The 15,097-nt window shown below is 65.4% G+C and carries 14 protein-coding genes; 6 read left to right on the plus strand and 8 right to left on the minus strand.

The features are described 5' to 3' along the window. The 3 genes from ACGFJ2_RS58050 to ACGFJ2_RS58060 form a co-directional block, all read right to left on the minus strand. Positions 1-110 (minus strand): DUF5999 family protein (locus ACGFJ2_RS58050; RefSeq protein WP_393483896.1); only part of this gene is annotated, 110 nt, incomplete at its 3' end. A 307-nt stretch (positions 111-417) separates the two neighbouring features. Further along, positions 418-1,104 (minus strand): HAMP domain-containing sensor histidine kinase, encoded by a 687-nt coding sequence (locus ACGFJ2_RS58055; RefSeq protein WP_357961560.1) that lies wholly within the window; start codon positions 1,102-1,104, stop codon positions 418-420. A 418-nt stretch (positions 1,105-1,522) separates the two neighbouring features. After that, the gene (locus ACGFJ2_RS58060) at positions 1,523-2,302 is read right to left on the minus strand and encodes a DeoR/GlpR family DNA-binding transcription regulator (RefSeq protein WP_357961563.1); all 780 of its coding nucleotides are present in this window, start codon (positions 2,300-2,302) and stop codon (positions 1,523-1,525) included. 164 nt (positions 2,303-2,466) lie between these two features. Between ACGFJ2_RS58060 and ACGFJ2_RS58065 the strand changes: the two genes are divergently transcribed. Further along, positions 2,467-3,927 carry an APC family permease gene (locus tag ACGFJ2_RS58065; protein WP_393483825.1) on the plus strand — a complete coding sequence of 487 codons (1,461 nt, stop codon included), beginning with the start codon at positions 2,467-2,469 and terminating at the stop codon, positions 3,925-3,927. 31 nt (positions 3,928-3,958) lie between these two features. Then, positions 3,959-4,906 carry a carbohydrate kinase family protein gene (locus ACGFJ2_RS58070; protein ID WP_357961570.1) on the plus strand — a complete coding sequence of 316 codons (948 nt, stop codon included), beginning with the start codon at positions 3,959-3,961 and terminating at the stop codon, positions 4,904-4,906. Between the two features lie 1,433 nt (positions 4,907-6,339). Here ACGFJ2_RS58070 and ACGFJ2_RS58075 read toward each other — a convergent pair. The 5 genes from ACGFJ2_RS58075 to ACGFJ2_RS58095 all read right to left on the minus strand — a co-directional run bounded on the left by ACGFJ2_RS58075 (position 6,340) and on the right by ACGFJ2_RS58095 (position 10,881). After that, positions 6,340-7,146 carry a BtpA/SgcQ family protein gene (locus ACGFJ2_RS58075; protein ID WP_393483828.1) on the minus strand — a complete coding sequence of 269 codons (807 nt, stop codon included), beginning with the start codon at positions 7,144-7,146 and terminating at the stop codon, positions 6,340-6,342. Beyond that, the gene (locus ACGFJ2_RS58080; RefSeq protein WP_393483831.1) at positions 7,143-8,000 is read right to left on the minus strand and encodes an alpha/beta fold hydrolase; all 858 of its coding nucleotides are present in this window, start codon (positions 7,998-8,000) and stop codon (positions 7,143-7,145) included. The genes ACGFJ2_RS58075 and ACGFJ2_RS58080 overlap by 4 nt, the downstream gene beginning before the upstream one ends. Continuing rightward, a complete protein-coding gene (locus tag ACGFJ2_RS58085; protein ID WP_393483834.1) occupies positions 7,997-8,881 on the minus strand; it encodes a sugar phosphate isomerase/epimerase family protein in 885 nt (294 codons plus the stop codon). The genes ACGFJ2_RS58080 and ACGFJ2_RS58085 overlap by 4 nt, the downstream gene beginning before the upstream one ends. After that, positions 8,878-9,912: a Gfo/Idh/MocA family protein gene (locus tag ACGFJ2_RS58090; RefSeq protein WP_393483837.1), complete on the minus strand. Its 1,035-nt coding sequence runs from the start codon at positions 9,910-9,912 to the stop codon at positions 8,878-8,880. Before ACGFJ2_RS58090 ends, ACGFJ2_RS58085 begins: the two co-directional genes overlap by 4 nt. 171 nt (positions 9,913-10,083) lie before the next feature. Then, positions 10,084-10,881 (minus strand): DeoR/GlpR family DNA-binding transcription regulator, encoded by a 798-nt coding sequence (locus ACGFJ2_RS58095; protein ID WP_393483840.1) that lies wholly within the window; start codon positions 10,879-10,881, stop codon positions 10,084-10,086. A 158-nt stretch (positions 10,882-11,039) separates the two neighbouring features. On the opposite strand from ACGFJ2_RS58095, the gene ACGFJ2_RS58100 reads away from it, so the two are divergent. From ACGFJ2_RS58100 to ACGFJ2_RS58115, 4 genes are read left to right on the plus strand one after another with little or no spacing between them, the layout of a single operon-like run. Further along, entirely contained in the window at positions 11,040-11,966 is a 927-nt protein-coding gene (locus ACGFJ2_RS58100; protein ID WP_393483843.1) for an ROK family protein, read from the plus strand. 13 nt (positions 11,967-11,979) lie between these two features. After that, positions 11,980-13,245 (plus strand): extracellular solute-binding protein, encoded by a 1,266-nt coding sequence (locus tag ACGFJ2_RS58105; RefSeq protein ID WP_393483846.1) that lies wholly within the window; start codon positions 11,980-11,982, stop codon positions 13,243-13,245. Beyond that, positions 13,238-14,209: a carbohydrate ABC transporter permease gene (locus tag ACGFJ2_RS58110; protein ID WP_393483849.1), complete on the plus strand. Its 972-nt coding sequence runs from the start codon at positions 13,238-13,240 to the stop codon at positions 14,207-14,209. Before ACGFJ2_RS58105 ends, ACGFJ2_RS58110 begins: the two co-directional genes overlap by 8 nt. Beyond that, the gene (locus ACGFJ2_RS58115; RefSeq protein ID WP_393483852.1) at positions 14,206-15,066 is read left to right on the plus strand and encodes a carbohydrate ABC transporter permease; all 861 of its coding nucleotides are present in this window, start codon (positions 14,206-14,208) and stop codon (positions 15,064-15,066) included. Before ACGFJ2_RS58110 ends, ACGFJ2_RS58115 begins: the two co-directional genes overlap by 4 nt. The last annotated feature ends 31 nt before the right edge of the window (positions 15,067-15,097 follow it).

The following is a 15,097-nucleotide window of genomic DNA, read 5'->3' on the forward strand; positions in this document are numbered from 1 at the left end:
ACACCGTTGCAGAGCAGACCCCAACCCTGCTCTGGGTGGTAGGCCACCAGACGCGCCGCGTCATGATCGATGGCGTCTGCGGATGGACAGGGTGGCTGGTGCTGGCACATGGTCTCGGTCCTTTGAATCCTCGTGTGAACGATCTGATCTCTCCTGCTGGCCGGGCGGTGTCGAGCCGGTCGATGGTGGTCGTGACCGCGGTCAGGGTGGCGGCCCCTCGCATCTCTGTCATTGGGGAGCCCTCCATTTCAGGAAGTCAGGAAAGAGGATGTGAATCGCTCCGGATTCGGTGGAGTCTTTTGGTGTGCTCCGGTTTCGGTGGAGGTCTCCACCGAAACCGGAGCGATTCAGACCTACCACGTACGATGTGGCGCACAGGCTCTGACGTCTGACTGGGGTGCCGCCGCTTCGTCTCTGTCATCTTGATGAGCTGAAGCGTGGAAGCTGCAGCATGAGCTGAGCGCCTCCCATATCAGAGGCCCGGACGGTCAGGGTGCCGTTGTGAGCGCGTGCGATGCCCTGGGCGATCGCCAGTCCAAGCCCAGCCCCGCCGAGCTGGCGGCTGCGAGCGCTATCGGTCCGAGAAAAGCGGCCGAATACCCTGTCGCGCTCCTCGGCGGGTATGCCTGGCCCGTCATCGTCAACGGTGACGACGACCTTGTCCTCCTCGCTGCGGACCGTCACCTGCACTGCCGATCTTCCGTGTCGCTGCGCGTTGTCCAGCAGGTTGCCCAGCAAACGGGCAAGATCGCCTATCATGCCATCCACGATCAAGCCCTGCTCCAGATTCAGGTGAATGGGTAGGCCGTCGGCTCGCTTACCGACCTCGTCCACAACGAAGTCGGCCAAGTCGAAGATCACAGGCACGTCATTGGCGCCGACGTCCAGCCTTACGAGCACGAGCAGGTCGCTGATGATGTCCTGGATTCGGTCCACCTGCCGCAAGGTGTGGCGGATGAGCTCGCAAAGATCTGTCTGGCTGGGATGCATCCGCGCCTCCTCAAGGCGCAGTCGGAGCCCTGTGAGAGGGGTACGCAGTTCGTGTGAGGCATCGGTGACGAATTGCCGCTGCTGTGCGTGCACTTGCTCCACCATGTTGCTCATGAGGCTAGCGATGTCGCAGTTAGCGCAAGTTGTAGTCATAGGGTCCTCCCCTGAGCACGGCTTTCAGCAGAAGCCCGGTGAATGCTGTCTCAGAGACCGGTAAGGACATTTTTCCTACCGGGGTGAGTTTCCCTCGTTGTCCAGATACCTGTGCCGAGCGAACTGCGATAAGCAGGGCGCCGGTATCCGAGCGACTCCAGCGAAGAATGGGCCTGAACCCGATGCCGTCAAGCGACCTCGTTGGAGAGGCGGTTCTCCACTAGGGCTAGCTGTACACCCTCAGCCTTGGTCGGGGCCGAACAGGCAGCAGCCAGAGCGATCCTGCTGCCGCCGGTCTGCTCGATCCCGAGCTCTATACTTCTGCACGTATCAAGCACAGCATGCGCTAATTCGCGCAGTCAATACGCGCGAGCGTGCATCACGGATTGCACGGAGATGAGGCAGGGATGCACCTCAGCCCTGCGCCGTAGGAGCTTCGCTCGCCGGCGGCGAGCTCATCGTCGGTGAGGATCATCGCAAGCTCTGAAAGCTGGCAGACATGGGCGAGGGCCCGGTGGCCGAACTTGGAGCTGTCGGCCACGAGTACAGCACGGTCAGCGGCGGCGATCATCGCTTGCTTGACCGGCACCTCAATGAGGTTGATGTTGGTGATGCCCGCCTGCGGATGGACCGCCTCGGCTCCGATGAATGCCCAGTCGACGTGCAGGCGGGTAAGGCTGTCGACGGCAAGGGGCCCGACGAGGGTATAGACGGTGTCGACCAGGAAGCCGCCGGTGACGTGCAGGCGGTTCGTCGGATGCCCGGCCGTGCGCACACCCACCATCAGGTCATTGGTGACCACTGTGAGGTTGCGCTTTCCCCACAGCGCACAGGCTATCTGGTACATCGTCGAACCACTGTCGACGATCACGCACTGCCCGTCGTCGACCAGCTCGGCCGCCGCCTGGGCAAGTGCCTTCTTGACCGATACGCGCTCCACGCGCCGCACATTGTAAGGAACGTCGATCGCCTCAGCCGGACTGGCTGGCAGCAGCCCGCCTCGGGTGCGTTTGATCAGACCAGCTCGCTCGAGATGGGCCAGATCTCGGCGGATCGTCGAGCTATCCACACACAGCTCGCGAGCGAGCCCCTTGACGCTGACATACCCTTCAGCCTGCACGCGCTCGAGCAGTACCCTTCGGCGATCCGTTGAGGACATCAGGCCTCCCTTCGAAAGCGTGCATTTATCGCCGCACGCTTTCGTGCATTGACACCGCATTCCGTGCGATACAAGCTCCTGGAACATCATAGTTGAGCGCATTCGCGCATGCGCTTCGTGCGCTGGCGCTTGACACGCAGAACGGCCGAAAGAGAGGCCGAGCGATGACCTATTCATCCTCGCCCGACAGCCCGCAAACCTCACACCCCGCGAGATCTGGAGGCCTGCGGCCTAACGCCGTCGGACTCGTCGGGCTGACGGTCCTTGGCGCGGTGATGATGTCACCGGCGATGGGGATCTATGGCACATGGGGCCCAATGGAGGGCATGGTTGGGCAGATTGTCCCACTTGTCTTCCTGGCCGCATTGATCATCTCATTGCCCAATGCGCTCAGCTACATCATCGTCAACCGAGAGATGCCCTCCACCGGCGCGGCCTTCACCTGGACGTGGCGAACGTCGAGTCCGATCGCCGGACTGCTGGTGGGCCTGGTGGCAATCGCGTACTACATCACTCAAGTGATCCTGCAGCCGCTGCTGTTCGGTCTCTTCTTCAATGACCTACTGCGGGCTGTCGGAGTGGAAACAGGGACCTGGACCCTGCTGTTCGGAGCCGCACTCGTCACCGTCGTCGTCTGCATGATGACCTACCGAGGCATCCAGGCATCGACCAAGTCAGCGGTCACCTTCCTGATCATCGAGACGGCGGTACTGCTCGCTCTGTGTGCGACGATCCTCATCACGCGAGGAATCGATCACGAACTCAGTCTGAGCCCGTTCCTGGTCTCCGAGGGGCAGGGTGGCTTGCCGGCGTTCTGGACCGCGGTGCTCCTGGGCGTCTTGTCCTTCACCGGCTTCGACGTCATCTCCACCCTAGCGGAGGAAGCACACGCACCCAGGCGCCTTCTCCCCAAGGCCACGCTGCTCGCCGTCAGCCTCGTGGGCTTGGTGTGGGTCTTCGCGACCTGGGCCTTCGCGCTCTCCGAGCCCCCGTCGACCGTGAGCAAGTACAACGCCATGGGGTTGACCGCGGTAACGCCCATGGCCCGCGACTACTGGGGATGGGGTCACATATTGATCATCATCACTGCGATGACAGCCTTGACCGGCATTTATGTGGCGACGGTGCTGGGCGCCTCGCGGATGATCTACGCGATCGCGCGACAGGACCTGCTTCCCAGCCCGCTGGCACGCCTCCACCCCCGTTCACGCGTACCTCACAACGCCATGACGCTGGTCTACCTGGTGAGCGCATCCGGCGCCGGCGGGATGCTCGTCCTCCTTGGGAACGCCGTGGACGCATTCGTCTGGTGGTCCCAGGTCGTCGTATTCCTCGCCCTCATCCTCTACAGCGCTGTCAACCTTGCCAATCTGCTGTTCTTCGCCAGGATCGCGCGGGCGCGCAGGCGCTGGCTCAGTAATGCGATCCTCCCGGTGGCGGGCATCGTCCTCAATCTCTACGTCATCTACCGCAGTTTCTTCCTGGCGCTGTGGGACTCAGACTTTCGTCTGGGGAAAAGCGTGGTCATCGCCGCGCTCGCCACGCTGGCGATATTCGTTGCCTACGCGGTTGTCGTCAGGCTACGCGCGCCCGGTCGGCTGCGAGGGGATCCAATCACCGACTGAGGCCCGGTAACACAACGCAGAGGACCCTGACATGTCCAGAATCAGCATCATCGGCAACGTGGGACTCGACATCATCGCCTCCTCCGTTGATCGCCTGCCTCCTCCGGGAACAGAGGTAGTGATCGACAGTATAAGTGTGCGTCCCGGCGGCGGGGCGGGGAACACCGCCATGGCCCTGGCTGCCCTCGGCGTGCGGCACGAACTCTACGGATCGCTCGGCGACGACGCCGTTGCGGCCTTGGTCACCGACCTGCTTGAGCGGGCCGGCGCCGATTGCTCTCATATCCTTCGAACCCCGAAGAGCCCTACATCCGCCACCATCGCCGTCGAGAGCCAGTTCCGCGACCGGGGATTCCTGACAGTGGAAGGACATCTGCGGCACTTCGACCGGAACATCCTTCCCGACGATGCCCTGACCGCCGACTTCGTGCTCTTGACGGGGTACTTCACCACGCCAGCCCTGCACGGGCAGCCCACCGAGGACATGTTGCGCGCGGTCAAGGCCAACGACGGGTGTACCCTTTTCGACCCGGGATCAGACCCGGATGGATGGAAACCGGGCACTGTTGACCGGCTGCGATCCTTGCTCCCACACGTGGACGTCTTCCTGCCGAATGCGCAGGAGCTGTCCGTCATCGGTGGCCACTCGGATCCATGGGCAGCGGCCAGAGCCCTTCACGCATCATCGGGCGGTTGGATCATCGCCAAGCTTGGCCCCGCAGGCTGCATAGGTGTTGGCCCCGGAGAGGAATTCGCTGTCCCCGCGCGAGCGCTACCGTCCACTGAGACGACGGGTGCCGGCGACTGCTTCAACGCGGGGCTGCTCTATGGCTTGGCGAATCATATGTCGTGGGTCCAGGGCGCTCGACTGGCCACAATCATCGCGACCGAGACAACCGTTCGCCCATCACATGACCGGCACGTTCGCCGATCGGACCTAGCAAATCTCTTTCGACAGCACACAGACGAATTTGGATAATCTCACGGCCTCGGGTGCACCACCGCTTGATGCACCCGTGCTGCCTGCCTCCTGCACGCCGCCGATGAACGGGCTTGACCGCAGGGATCGCACTCGATCGGCTGGGGCTCGCCCCAGGGCAGACGTTGGCCGTCACCGGACCAGCAAGGTCCTTCGCCGGCTAGGTGATCCAACGGGCCAAGGCTGATGGCATACGGTGATCGTGGACGCCTTGGCCGCCGACGGGACCTGATTCGCGAGCTCGGAGCCGGTGCAGTGGCCCGTCGCGGCGACGATGTCGCCGACCGGTTTCAGGCAATTGTCACCGGCGGAGTCGACGGGGCGTTGCGGGACGAACTGGTGGCGCCCGGAGTCCGGGACGGCGGCCAGATGGTGGGTGCCCAACTCCCGGGCCTGGGATGCGGAGACCCGCTTCACCCTGCATCGTGTGCGCGTCCCGGACCACGCCAAAGACACCGCCATGCCTGGATCGCCTGCGTAAGCAGGCCGAGCAGGGCGTGCTCACATTTGCGGGTGGCCGACGTGCCACCCGCCCGAGCATGCGGCCGATGCGCATCGCCGGTTCGAAGCCAGAGGTGTCCGCGGCCGAGGTGGGGGTCAGGCGTCTGGCTCGGACACGCCACCACACGGGCGCGGCGCGACGGCCACGTCGACGGAGTCCCTTCCCCAGGACGTGTTGAACTACGGGGCTTCCTGAAGGGCGGGGCCTCAACCGTCGATGTACGCGCGCTCCAGCGTGAGGGATCGAAGGTGGCCCTCGCACATCCTGAACTAGTCGCTGTCCAGCACGCAGCCGAAACCCGAGCATCGGAACGAAGGAGAAACCGAATGCAAGAATGCCTAGGGAACCAGATGGGGCCCCGGCGTCGATCGCGGCGATGGCTATCCGATGGCTTTCGTCGACAGCCTCACCACGGTGGCATCCGCGCAAGCGGCCAGCTGCTCAGTTAACCTGCAAGGTCGTGGGTGCCCGGCAGCTCGTCTATGTCCACGACTCCAATTGGAATTGGTGCGGCAGGAGGAGAAAGGGTAATCATGGGCCTTGACCTCCACCAGGTTGGCTGAGCGTCGCCACCCCTTTCCGGTGATGCCGAGGCCCCGCTCCTGCGCAACCGAGGCGAGCTGCTCTGAGGCGGGACGCGGCGGCGGTCATGGTGCTCATCGCAGTGCCCGGGGCGCGACGGGCGGACCATAGCAGCACGACGCACAGTCCAGCCCGGCCACGCAAATACCTTCACTGGGACCAATGCTGGTCGTATGTGCCTGGAGACAGCTTCGTCATTTGACAGGGACGATCGCGCCGCCACCGGCCACACCCTTTTACCAGGAGAGTCGCTGCCCAGTTCCTGGTCGTGAACGAGGGACCCGGCGAGGTCGCCGGGTCTACCGAACTGTCTGGGGCGGCCCCGCAAGACACCGTTTAGAGGTAATCCTCAGAGAGAGCGGGCTATCTTGACGAATTCGGTGGCTCGGGCCGGGTCCACGGCATTCCAGGTGTAGCCGTCGATCTTGAGGTCGCTGCCGACGATGCAGCCGTCCGCGACGGAGAGGAACTCTCGGATGGTACCCCGCTTGGCGCCGGTATTGAGAAGGACCGGAACGTCAGCCGGCACCGCCTCACGCACGGCCTGCACGGTGGACAGGTCGGGGCCTGCTCCTGCCATGGGACCGGACACCAGGATCGCGTCGGCGAGACTGGAGATGACGGCTGAACGAGCTGTTTCCGGCGCCTGGCGATTTCCGATGGGCGAGGCGAACTCGGGTGTGATGTTCATGAAGATCCCGAGGCCGTCTGCGTGGAGCCGACGGCGTTCACGTAGCGTGTGCGCAGGGTTGGTGTTCCAGAGTCCCATGTCGGATTCCCACACGCCGGTTGTCACCTCACGGATGAATGAGGCTTCACAAGCGACGGCGGCGGCGAGCGCGATGCGCGGGTCCCACAGGAAGTCGACGCCGAAGGGAATCGCTTCGGGGCGGCATTCGGCGACGACCCGGGCCATGACCGCCGCGGATTCGGGTCCGGCGTTCAGTTCGTAGGGGCGGTCGTTCTCGTTGCAGAAGAGGATCGCATCGAAGCCGGCATCGACGAGGACCGCCACATCCTGGCGGACACGGCGGATCAGGCCGGAGATGCCTTCCTTCTCGTCGTACAGCGGGGTTCCGGGGAGCGCCGGCACGTGGGCCATGGCGATGAGGGGCTTCGTTCCCGGTCCGAAGATGGCGTGAAACCTGGAAGTCACGACAGGGGTCCTTTCGAAGAGCAGTCGCGGACTTGGCCGGCGACGGTCGCGATGATCGCGGCGGATTCGGTGACGTAACGGTCATCGGACGCTTGTCTCGGCGGTACGACGTGCAGCGTGGTGTGGCACGAATCGGCCCAGTCGCGTGCGATGTCCAGCGGATGCAGCGGGTCGTGCCGGGTTCCGATGACCGCGACAGGCACCCGGATGCGCTGGAGATCGGCCAGGTCGGCGAAGGGGGCGGACATGGGCATCCGCGCGAGCCGAACGTGCCGCGCGGCTGCGTGCGGGGCGGCGAACTGGTCCATCAGGCTGTTCGCAACGGTCTCGGATTCCCGGCGTATGGCCTGGTAGACGGCGGATCGGGCGAATTCCGCAGCGGCGGCGGCATTGTCGCGCGTGGCGAGAAGGTCGGCAATGACCCTGAACGCGCGCAGGTTGCCGGGGTCGGGCCGGTCCTCCCAGGCGGGCCTGATGAAGACGAGCCCACCGAACAGCTGGGGCTCCTGGATCGCCAGCGCGGCCAGGACTCCGGCACCCATGGAGATGCCGACGCCGACGAGCGGCCGGGGGATGGAGCGGGCGGTCAGCAGCGCCGCGAGGTCGGCGCTGAACTGCTGGAAGGTGAAGTCGCCCGCGTCTCCGGTCAGCGTGGTCTTGCCGTGGCCACGCAGGTCCGGCAGCAGCACATCGTAGGGGAGCCTGGTCAGATGGGGCAGGAAGGCGTCGAACTGGGTGGTGTCGCCGCCCAGGCCGTGCACCAGCACGAGGGTGCCGGCAGCCGGCGCGCTTGCACGTATATGTATCACCTGGGCTGCTTGGACGTAGCTGTCTGCGGACGAGAGCGTGTTCACGGATCTCTCCGTGTTCGACCTGCGGTGTCGAGCTGTTCGCGGAGGTACGTCCCGGCTCGGGCGGCGTCGTGGTCGGCGGCGTCCTGGATGATGATGGGTACCGGATGGTCGAGTTGGAGAGCGCGGTCGCAGATGAGCGAGTGGTCGAGTTCGCCGCGGCCCAGCGGTGCGGGCCCGGCGGCGGTGAGGTCCTTGGCCTGCAGGCCGATGATGTGCTCGCCGAGCAGGTCGAAGGCTTCGTCGAAGATGTCTCGTTGGTGGTCGAGGGTTCGCGCCGTGACGAGGTTGGCGGGGTCGAGGACGATGCCGACGTGGCGGGCGTCCGCTCCGAGTTCGGTGATGAGCCGCAGGGCGCGTTCGGCGGAGTCGATGACGTTGGTTGGTTCCGGTTCGATGCCGAGTGTGACACCCGCCTCGGCGGCGGCTTCCAGGAGGGTGTCGAGGGTGGTGCGCAGGTCGGCCCAGGCTGCGGGGGATCGATTGTCCGGGTGGTCTGCCCACATGTTGTCGGCATTGCGCGTTCCGCTGCACAGCGTCACCGCGGTGACCTCGAGCGCGGGTGAGAGTCTGATCAGCCGTGCAGCGTCATGGGTTTGCTCGGTGCGGCGGGCCTGGTCGGGGTTGATGATGTTGTAGGTGGCCGACAGCCCCCACAGGCTGACTCCCGCGTCACGGAAGGTCTGCCCCACGGAGGCGACGGTCGCGGCGGAGACATCCGGTGCGAGAGTTGGGGTTGCGATCGCGGAGAAGTTGAACTGGGCGAGGGTGAAGCCGGCCGCCGCGACGGCGTCCGCGACCTCGGCGGCGGTGTCGCGGGGGAACGTGCGGGCGAAGACGCCGACCTCGGGGAGCGCCGCCCCTTGCGGCTCGCGGAGTGTCATCGATGGTCCTCAGGCTGGTCGGCGGCGTCCCGGATCGCTTCGATGATCTTGAGGGCTTCGATGCCGTCACCAGCGGTGGAGTCGACACTCCTGCCCAGGAGGATGGCCTGGGCGAAGGACTCGACCTGGCGTTCGTACGGGTCGCTGTCGCCGAACACCGGTTCGGAGTAGGTTTGGGTGGCCTCGTCGAAGGTCCTGACGGTGCTGGGCTGCTTGGTGAAGGGGAAGGGGCAGCGCAGCCGGACATGACCGTGGTCGCCGTAGAGGTCGAAACCTTCGGACCATTCGGCATGGACGCTGGCCGTCACCTCCAGGCTCACCGCGGCTCCGTCGTGCAGGCGGCCCAGGGCATGCCAGCTGTAGTCGCGCTCGTTGGTGGACAGAACCGCGCTGTGGATCTCGTAATCGCCCGCCAGGTAACGCAGCAGGTCGACGGTGTGGATGCCGTGGGTGGCCAGCAGATGCTCGGCTCGGTGGGCCGCCTTGTACTCCAGCTCGCGTGACTGCACGGCGGGGTCGACGATCAAGGGAGGGAAGAGGGTCGCTTCGATCGGCGCGCGTAGCCGTGACATCACGCGGTACCAGCCGACGACGCTGCGCAGAGGGCCGATCTTGGCGACCGCTTCGGCGGCGTACTGCACGCCGGGGTCAAACCGCTTCATACTCGCCACCTGCAGCTCGAGGCCCGCCGAAGCGGCCAGGTCTCGCACCTGTTCGGCCTCGGCGATGGTGGCGGCGATGGGCTTCTCGATGAGGACGTGTTTGCCGGCCCGCAGCGCGAGTTGCGCTACTTCGGCATGGAATCGGTCGGGGATCGCGATCAGTACGGCGTCGACACCTGCGTCGAGCAAGTCGTCAAGCCGGGAAAAGGCTCTCGCGCTGTAGCGCCGGGCCATGGCCTCCGCCACCGCGACGCTCGCGTCGCACACTGCCGTGAGCTCGACGTTCTCGGCTTTCGCGATGGCCGGCAGATGAGCGGCTTGGGAGATGCGTCCGCATCCGATGACGCCGAGACGAATGTGTTGGGACACGATGTGGGCTGTCTCCTCAGGTATGCGGCCCGCTGTGCGCTGTGGCTGAACGCGAAGCGCGGCGGGCACCGTCAGGTGAACACCACATCATGCACGGAAGCGTGCGTCAATAAGGCGAATGTGTGCACTTTCGACTGCGCGCATCCTGATCGTCTGCGTTCCCGGAGGTCGCTACCCCTCTGCAGGTGTCTCGGCGTGTCGGGTGGCTATAGGAACCGTGCGCAGCCGGGATCCGTAGTGCGCACGCTCGTCGTCGGCGATCCCGTCGTCCGTGATGAACAAGGAGATGGCGTCAAGAGAGCACACCGGCGCCAGGGCGCGCTTGCCGAATCTGGGGCTGGCGGCGATGACGGCGACCCGTTCGGCGGCGTTGACCATGGCGCGCTTCACCGGGAGTTCGACCATGTTGATGTTCGTGATCCCGGCCTCGTGATGTACCGCCTCGGCACCGAGGAATGCCCAGTCCGCGTGCAGGCCTTCGAGCTCCGTCACTGTGGATGGGCCGACCAGCGTGTACGCCGTGTCGATGGGAGATCCGCCCGTCACATGTACGCGGATCGTGGGGTCGTTGGCGAGACATACGGCGATCATCAGATCGTTGGTGACGACGAAGATCGCCTTCTTCTGCCGGCGCAGTGCCAGAGCAAGCTGGTAAGCCGTCGAACCGCTGTCCAGGATCACGGACTGGCCGTTCTCGACAAGATCGGCCGCTGCCTCGGCGATGGCGGCCTTCTCCGCCAGATCCGCTGTACGCCGCACGTCGTAGGGGACGTCGATGGCGGCGGCCGGCTCGGCCGGGAGCAGTCCGCCGCGCGTGCGTCTGATGAGTCCCGCCCGCTCCAGGTGCGCCAGGTCGCGGCGGATGGTGGAGCCGTCGACGCCGAACTGGCGTGCCAGCCCGCCCGTTGCCACGTAACCGGTTGCCCGAAGCTGTTCGAGCAAGGCACGCCGACGAGCCGCAGACTGCATGACCTTCTCCCTACGTGCACCCAGAAATGCACACAATGTAGCACTTGACGCACATTATCCGCCGACTGCATGCTGCGATGCACGCAATCGTGCATAACGCCTGCACCACCTGGCCAGTGCCCTGGCATCGGTCGTGGGCCGGCGGAACGGGAGGTCGCATGGCTGACGTGTTCGCGATCGGTGTCGATCTCGGCGGCAGCAAAATCGCCGCGGGACTCGTGGACGAGCGCGGCCTCGTACATCGCCGGATGTCTCTTCCCACACCCCACGGACAGGGGCCATCGGCGATCATCGGCCTGATCGCCGACACGTGCCGCACTCTTGGCGCCGGAGCCGCAGGCTCGCACCTGCCGATCGGCATCGGCAGCCCGGGCGTGATCGACTCCCGCCGTGGGTCCGTCGTCACCGCCACGGACACCATGCCCGGCTGGGCCGGAACCGAGCTCGCCGACGATCTCAGCCAGGCTTCGGGAAGACACGTCGTCGTCGACAACGACGTCAACGCCTTCGCCCTGGGGGAGCACCGCTACGGAGCCGGCCGCGGCGCATCCGACGTGTTGTACGCCAGCGTCGGAACGAGTGTCGGCGGCGGACTCGTGCTCCACGGCCGCCTGCTGACCGGCGCTCATCACGGCGCGGGCGAACTCGGTCACGTCCCGGTCTCCGCAGCGGGCGGCGATGCCTGTAGTTGCGGACGGACAGGACATCTGGAGACCGTCGCCTCCGGCCCGGCGATGGCTGCCGCGTACGCCCGGCTGACCCGCCGCAACCCCCCTCTCGACCTGCGGCACGTGGCCGAACGCGCACGTCGCGGCGATACCGCCGCGATCACTGTGCTCAACCAAGGGGCCGAAGCTCTGGGCAGAACCCTGGCCGGGCTGGCCACGGTCATCGACCCGCAACGGGTCGTGGTCGGCGGCGGCGTCTCCCAGATCGGCCCAGCCTATTGGGCGCCACTGCGCGATGCCTTCCACGGGAGCGGCCTGCCAAGCACGACGGCGGTCGACATCGTCCCCGCAGCCCTCGGCATCGATGCCGGCATCGCCGGCGCAGCCGCCCTCACCCGGCAGCACCCCCGTAACTGAACAGGAGAAACAGATGAAGAAGCAGAGTGCCATCCCCTTGCTCGCCGCAGCCGCGGCATCGGTTCTGCTCACCGCGTGCAGCGGCGGCACCGGATCCGGCAATGTCTCACCCGCGGGCAGCGATGCCGGCGTCAAGGAACTGAAGGTCGTCATCGCGGAATACAGCAAGGACCACACGAAGACGTTCTGGGACGCCTTCGCCAAGGAATACCAGACCCGGACCGGCATCAAGATCAATCTGCAGATCATCGGCTGGGACAACATCGACCAGCAGACCAGCACCATGATTCAGAACGGCAGCCCGCCGGACATCCTCAACCTCAATGCCTACGCCAGCTACGCCAAGGACGGGCTGCTCTACAACTCCGACGAAGTACTGCCCGCCACGACCAAGGCCGATCTCATCGACGCCTTCGTCAAGAGCGGAACCTACAACGGCAAGATGTACGGCTTCCCCGACCTCGCGTCCAGCCGGGCGATGTTCTACAACAAGGACCTGTTCCGGCGGGCCGGTATCACGGCGCCTCCGACCACCTGGACGGAGTTCGTGTCGGCGGCCGAGAAGATCACCGCCATCGGTGACGGAACAGTCGGCTACGCCCTGCCTCTCGGTCCCGAAGAGGCGCAAGCGGAGTTCTCCATCTGGGCCTTCAACAACGGCGGCGCTTGGAAAACCGACGGCAACTGGACGATCAACTCGGCCAGGAACGTCGAAACACTGCAGTTCCTCAAGGACCTGTCGACCAAAAACCGAGTCACACAGAACAACCCCGGCAAGACGAACCGCACCGACGGCGCCTTCTCACTCTTCTCCTCAGGCAAAGCCGGCATGGTCGTCGGGCTCTCGCAGTTCGCCACCACCCTGGACCAGGACAAGAAGATCAACTACGGGGTGGCCGCCATGCCGACCAAGGACGGCGGCCCGCCCCAGACCTACGGCGTCACGGACTACCTGATGGCCTTCAAGAAGGCCGGGAACCAGGACGCCGTCAAGAAGTTCTACGAGCTGTACTACCAACCCGACCAAGTGAACACCTGGATCAAAGCCGAAGGCTTCCTCCCGGTGACCAAATCGGGACTCAAAGCCTTCGCCTCCGACGCCGGCCTCAAGGTCTACCTGGACACCCTGCCCAACATCCACCTGACCCCCACCGACGACCCCACATGGGACAAGATCAAGATCGCGGTACAGCAGAACATCGGAACCGCGGTCGCCCCGAGCGGCAACCCCGCCGCCGTGCTGGGCGACCTGCAGAAGCTGGCCAAGTCCGGTGGCTGAGCCAGGCCAGGCCTCACGCACAACGGATCGGCCGAAGGAGCACCGGGCGCCGCCCACCCGCCGACGCCGACCTCGGCCCCGAGGTCGCGTATCACCGCTCAGATCGGTTCTCTGGCTAGGGCCGGCGCTGCTGCTCATCGGCGGCGTCGTCCTCTACCCCGCCTACGAGCTGGTCCGGGCATCGCTGTCGCGCTACTCGATCACCGGACTGCATCTCGGCGACGCGGGAGCCGCCAACTACGCGCATGTCCTCCAGCAGCCGGCTCTGCCCACCGTCCTGGCCAACACCGTGGTCTGGGTCCTGGGCGTCGTCGCCCTCACCATCGTCATCAGCCTGGCCCTCGCCCAGTTCCTCGCCAAGGAGTTCAGTGGCCGGCGCTTCGTACGGTGGGCCGTCATCGTGCCGTGGGCCGCCTCGCTGGTGATCACCGGCCGACTCTTCACGTTGATCTACGACTACTACCACGGCATCCTCAACCGGCTGCTGATGGGCGCACGTATCATCGACCGCCCGATCGACTTCCTCGGCGACGATCGCTGGACGATGCCGTCCATGATCGCCGTCGGGGTCTTCGTCTCCATCCCGTTCAGCACGTACGTGCTGCTGGCCGGGCTCAACACCATCCCCCGCGACGTGTACGAGGCCGCCCACATCGACGGGGCGGGCGCGTGGAGGATCTACCGCAGAATCACGCTGCCGCTGCTGCGCCCGGCCCTGATCGTCACGATCGTCCTCAACGTCATCTACCTCTTCAACTCCTTCCCCGTCATCTGGACACTCAACGACCGCAACCCCGGCTTCACCCACGACACGACCATCACCTTCATGTACAAGCTGGCCTTCAAGAGCGCCGAACGCGACATCGGCCAGTCCGCCGCCGCCGGGGTCTTCAACGTGCTGCTGATCCTCGTCGTGGTCGTGGCCTACCTTCGTATCGTCAAATGGCAGGAGACCGAGGCATGACGGCCGCGCCCACAGCCCCGCCGGCGAGAGGAGGGTGGAAGAGGGCCCGCCGCTATGTGCTCGCCGTCACCGGGTTCGCCGTCGCCGTCGCCTTCCTCGGCCCCTACCTGGTCATGATCCTTGATTCGCTGCGCCCGAGCGCGGACGTGCTGCAGACACCGCCGACCCTCTTTCCCCGCAACTGGACATTCGCGGCCTACACGGACATAGCCACCGACGCACGCTTTCGCAACTGGCTCAAGACCTCCCTCATCGTCGCCGCCGCGTCCACCGCCATCGTGCTCCTGGCCGCCGTCCCGGCCGCCTACTTCACGGCCCGCCACCGCTTCCCCGGCCGCGGCGCGTTCCTTTTCACAGTGCTGGTCACACAGATGTTCTCGCCGGCGTCCCTGGTCGTCGGGATCTACCGCGAGTACTTCGAGGTCAACCTCATCAACACCTATTTCGCGATCATCGTGACCAACGCCGCCTTCAATTTGGCGTTCGCGATCTGGATCCTCCACGGGTTCTTCGCCTCGGTCCCGCGGGAGGTGGAGGAAGCCGCAGAGCTCGACGGCTGCGGCCGCCCAGCGACACTTCTCCGCGTCATGCTGCCGCTGGTCCTGCCCGGCGTGGTGACCGCGATCACCTTCACCTTCATCGCGGCATGGAACGAGTACGTGGTAGCCCTCACGCTCATGCAGGACGACGACAAGAAGCCGCTGACGGTCGGACTCAGCTCGTACGTCACCGGCTACGAGCAACACTGGGACCAGCTCTTCGCCGCCTCCGTCATCGCGATCGTGCCGGTAGTCATCCTGTTCGCCATGATCGAGAAACACCTCGTCGGCGGCCTGACCGCAGGCGCGATCAAATAGCCAGCCGGGCGACCACCCACGAAGGAGCATT

Origin of the sequence: Nonomuraea sp. NPDC049028 (assembly GCF_043197735.1) — a bacterium.
Taxonomy (GTDB): domain Bacteria; phylum Actinomycetota; class Actinomycetes; order Streptosporangiales; family Streptosporangiaceae; genus Nonomuraea.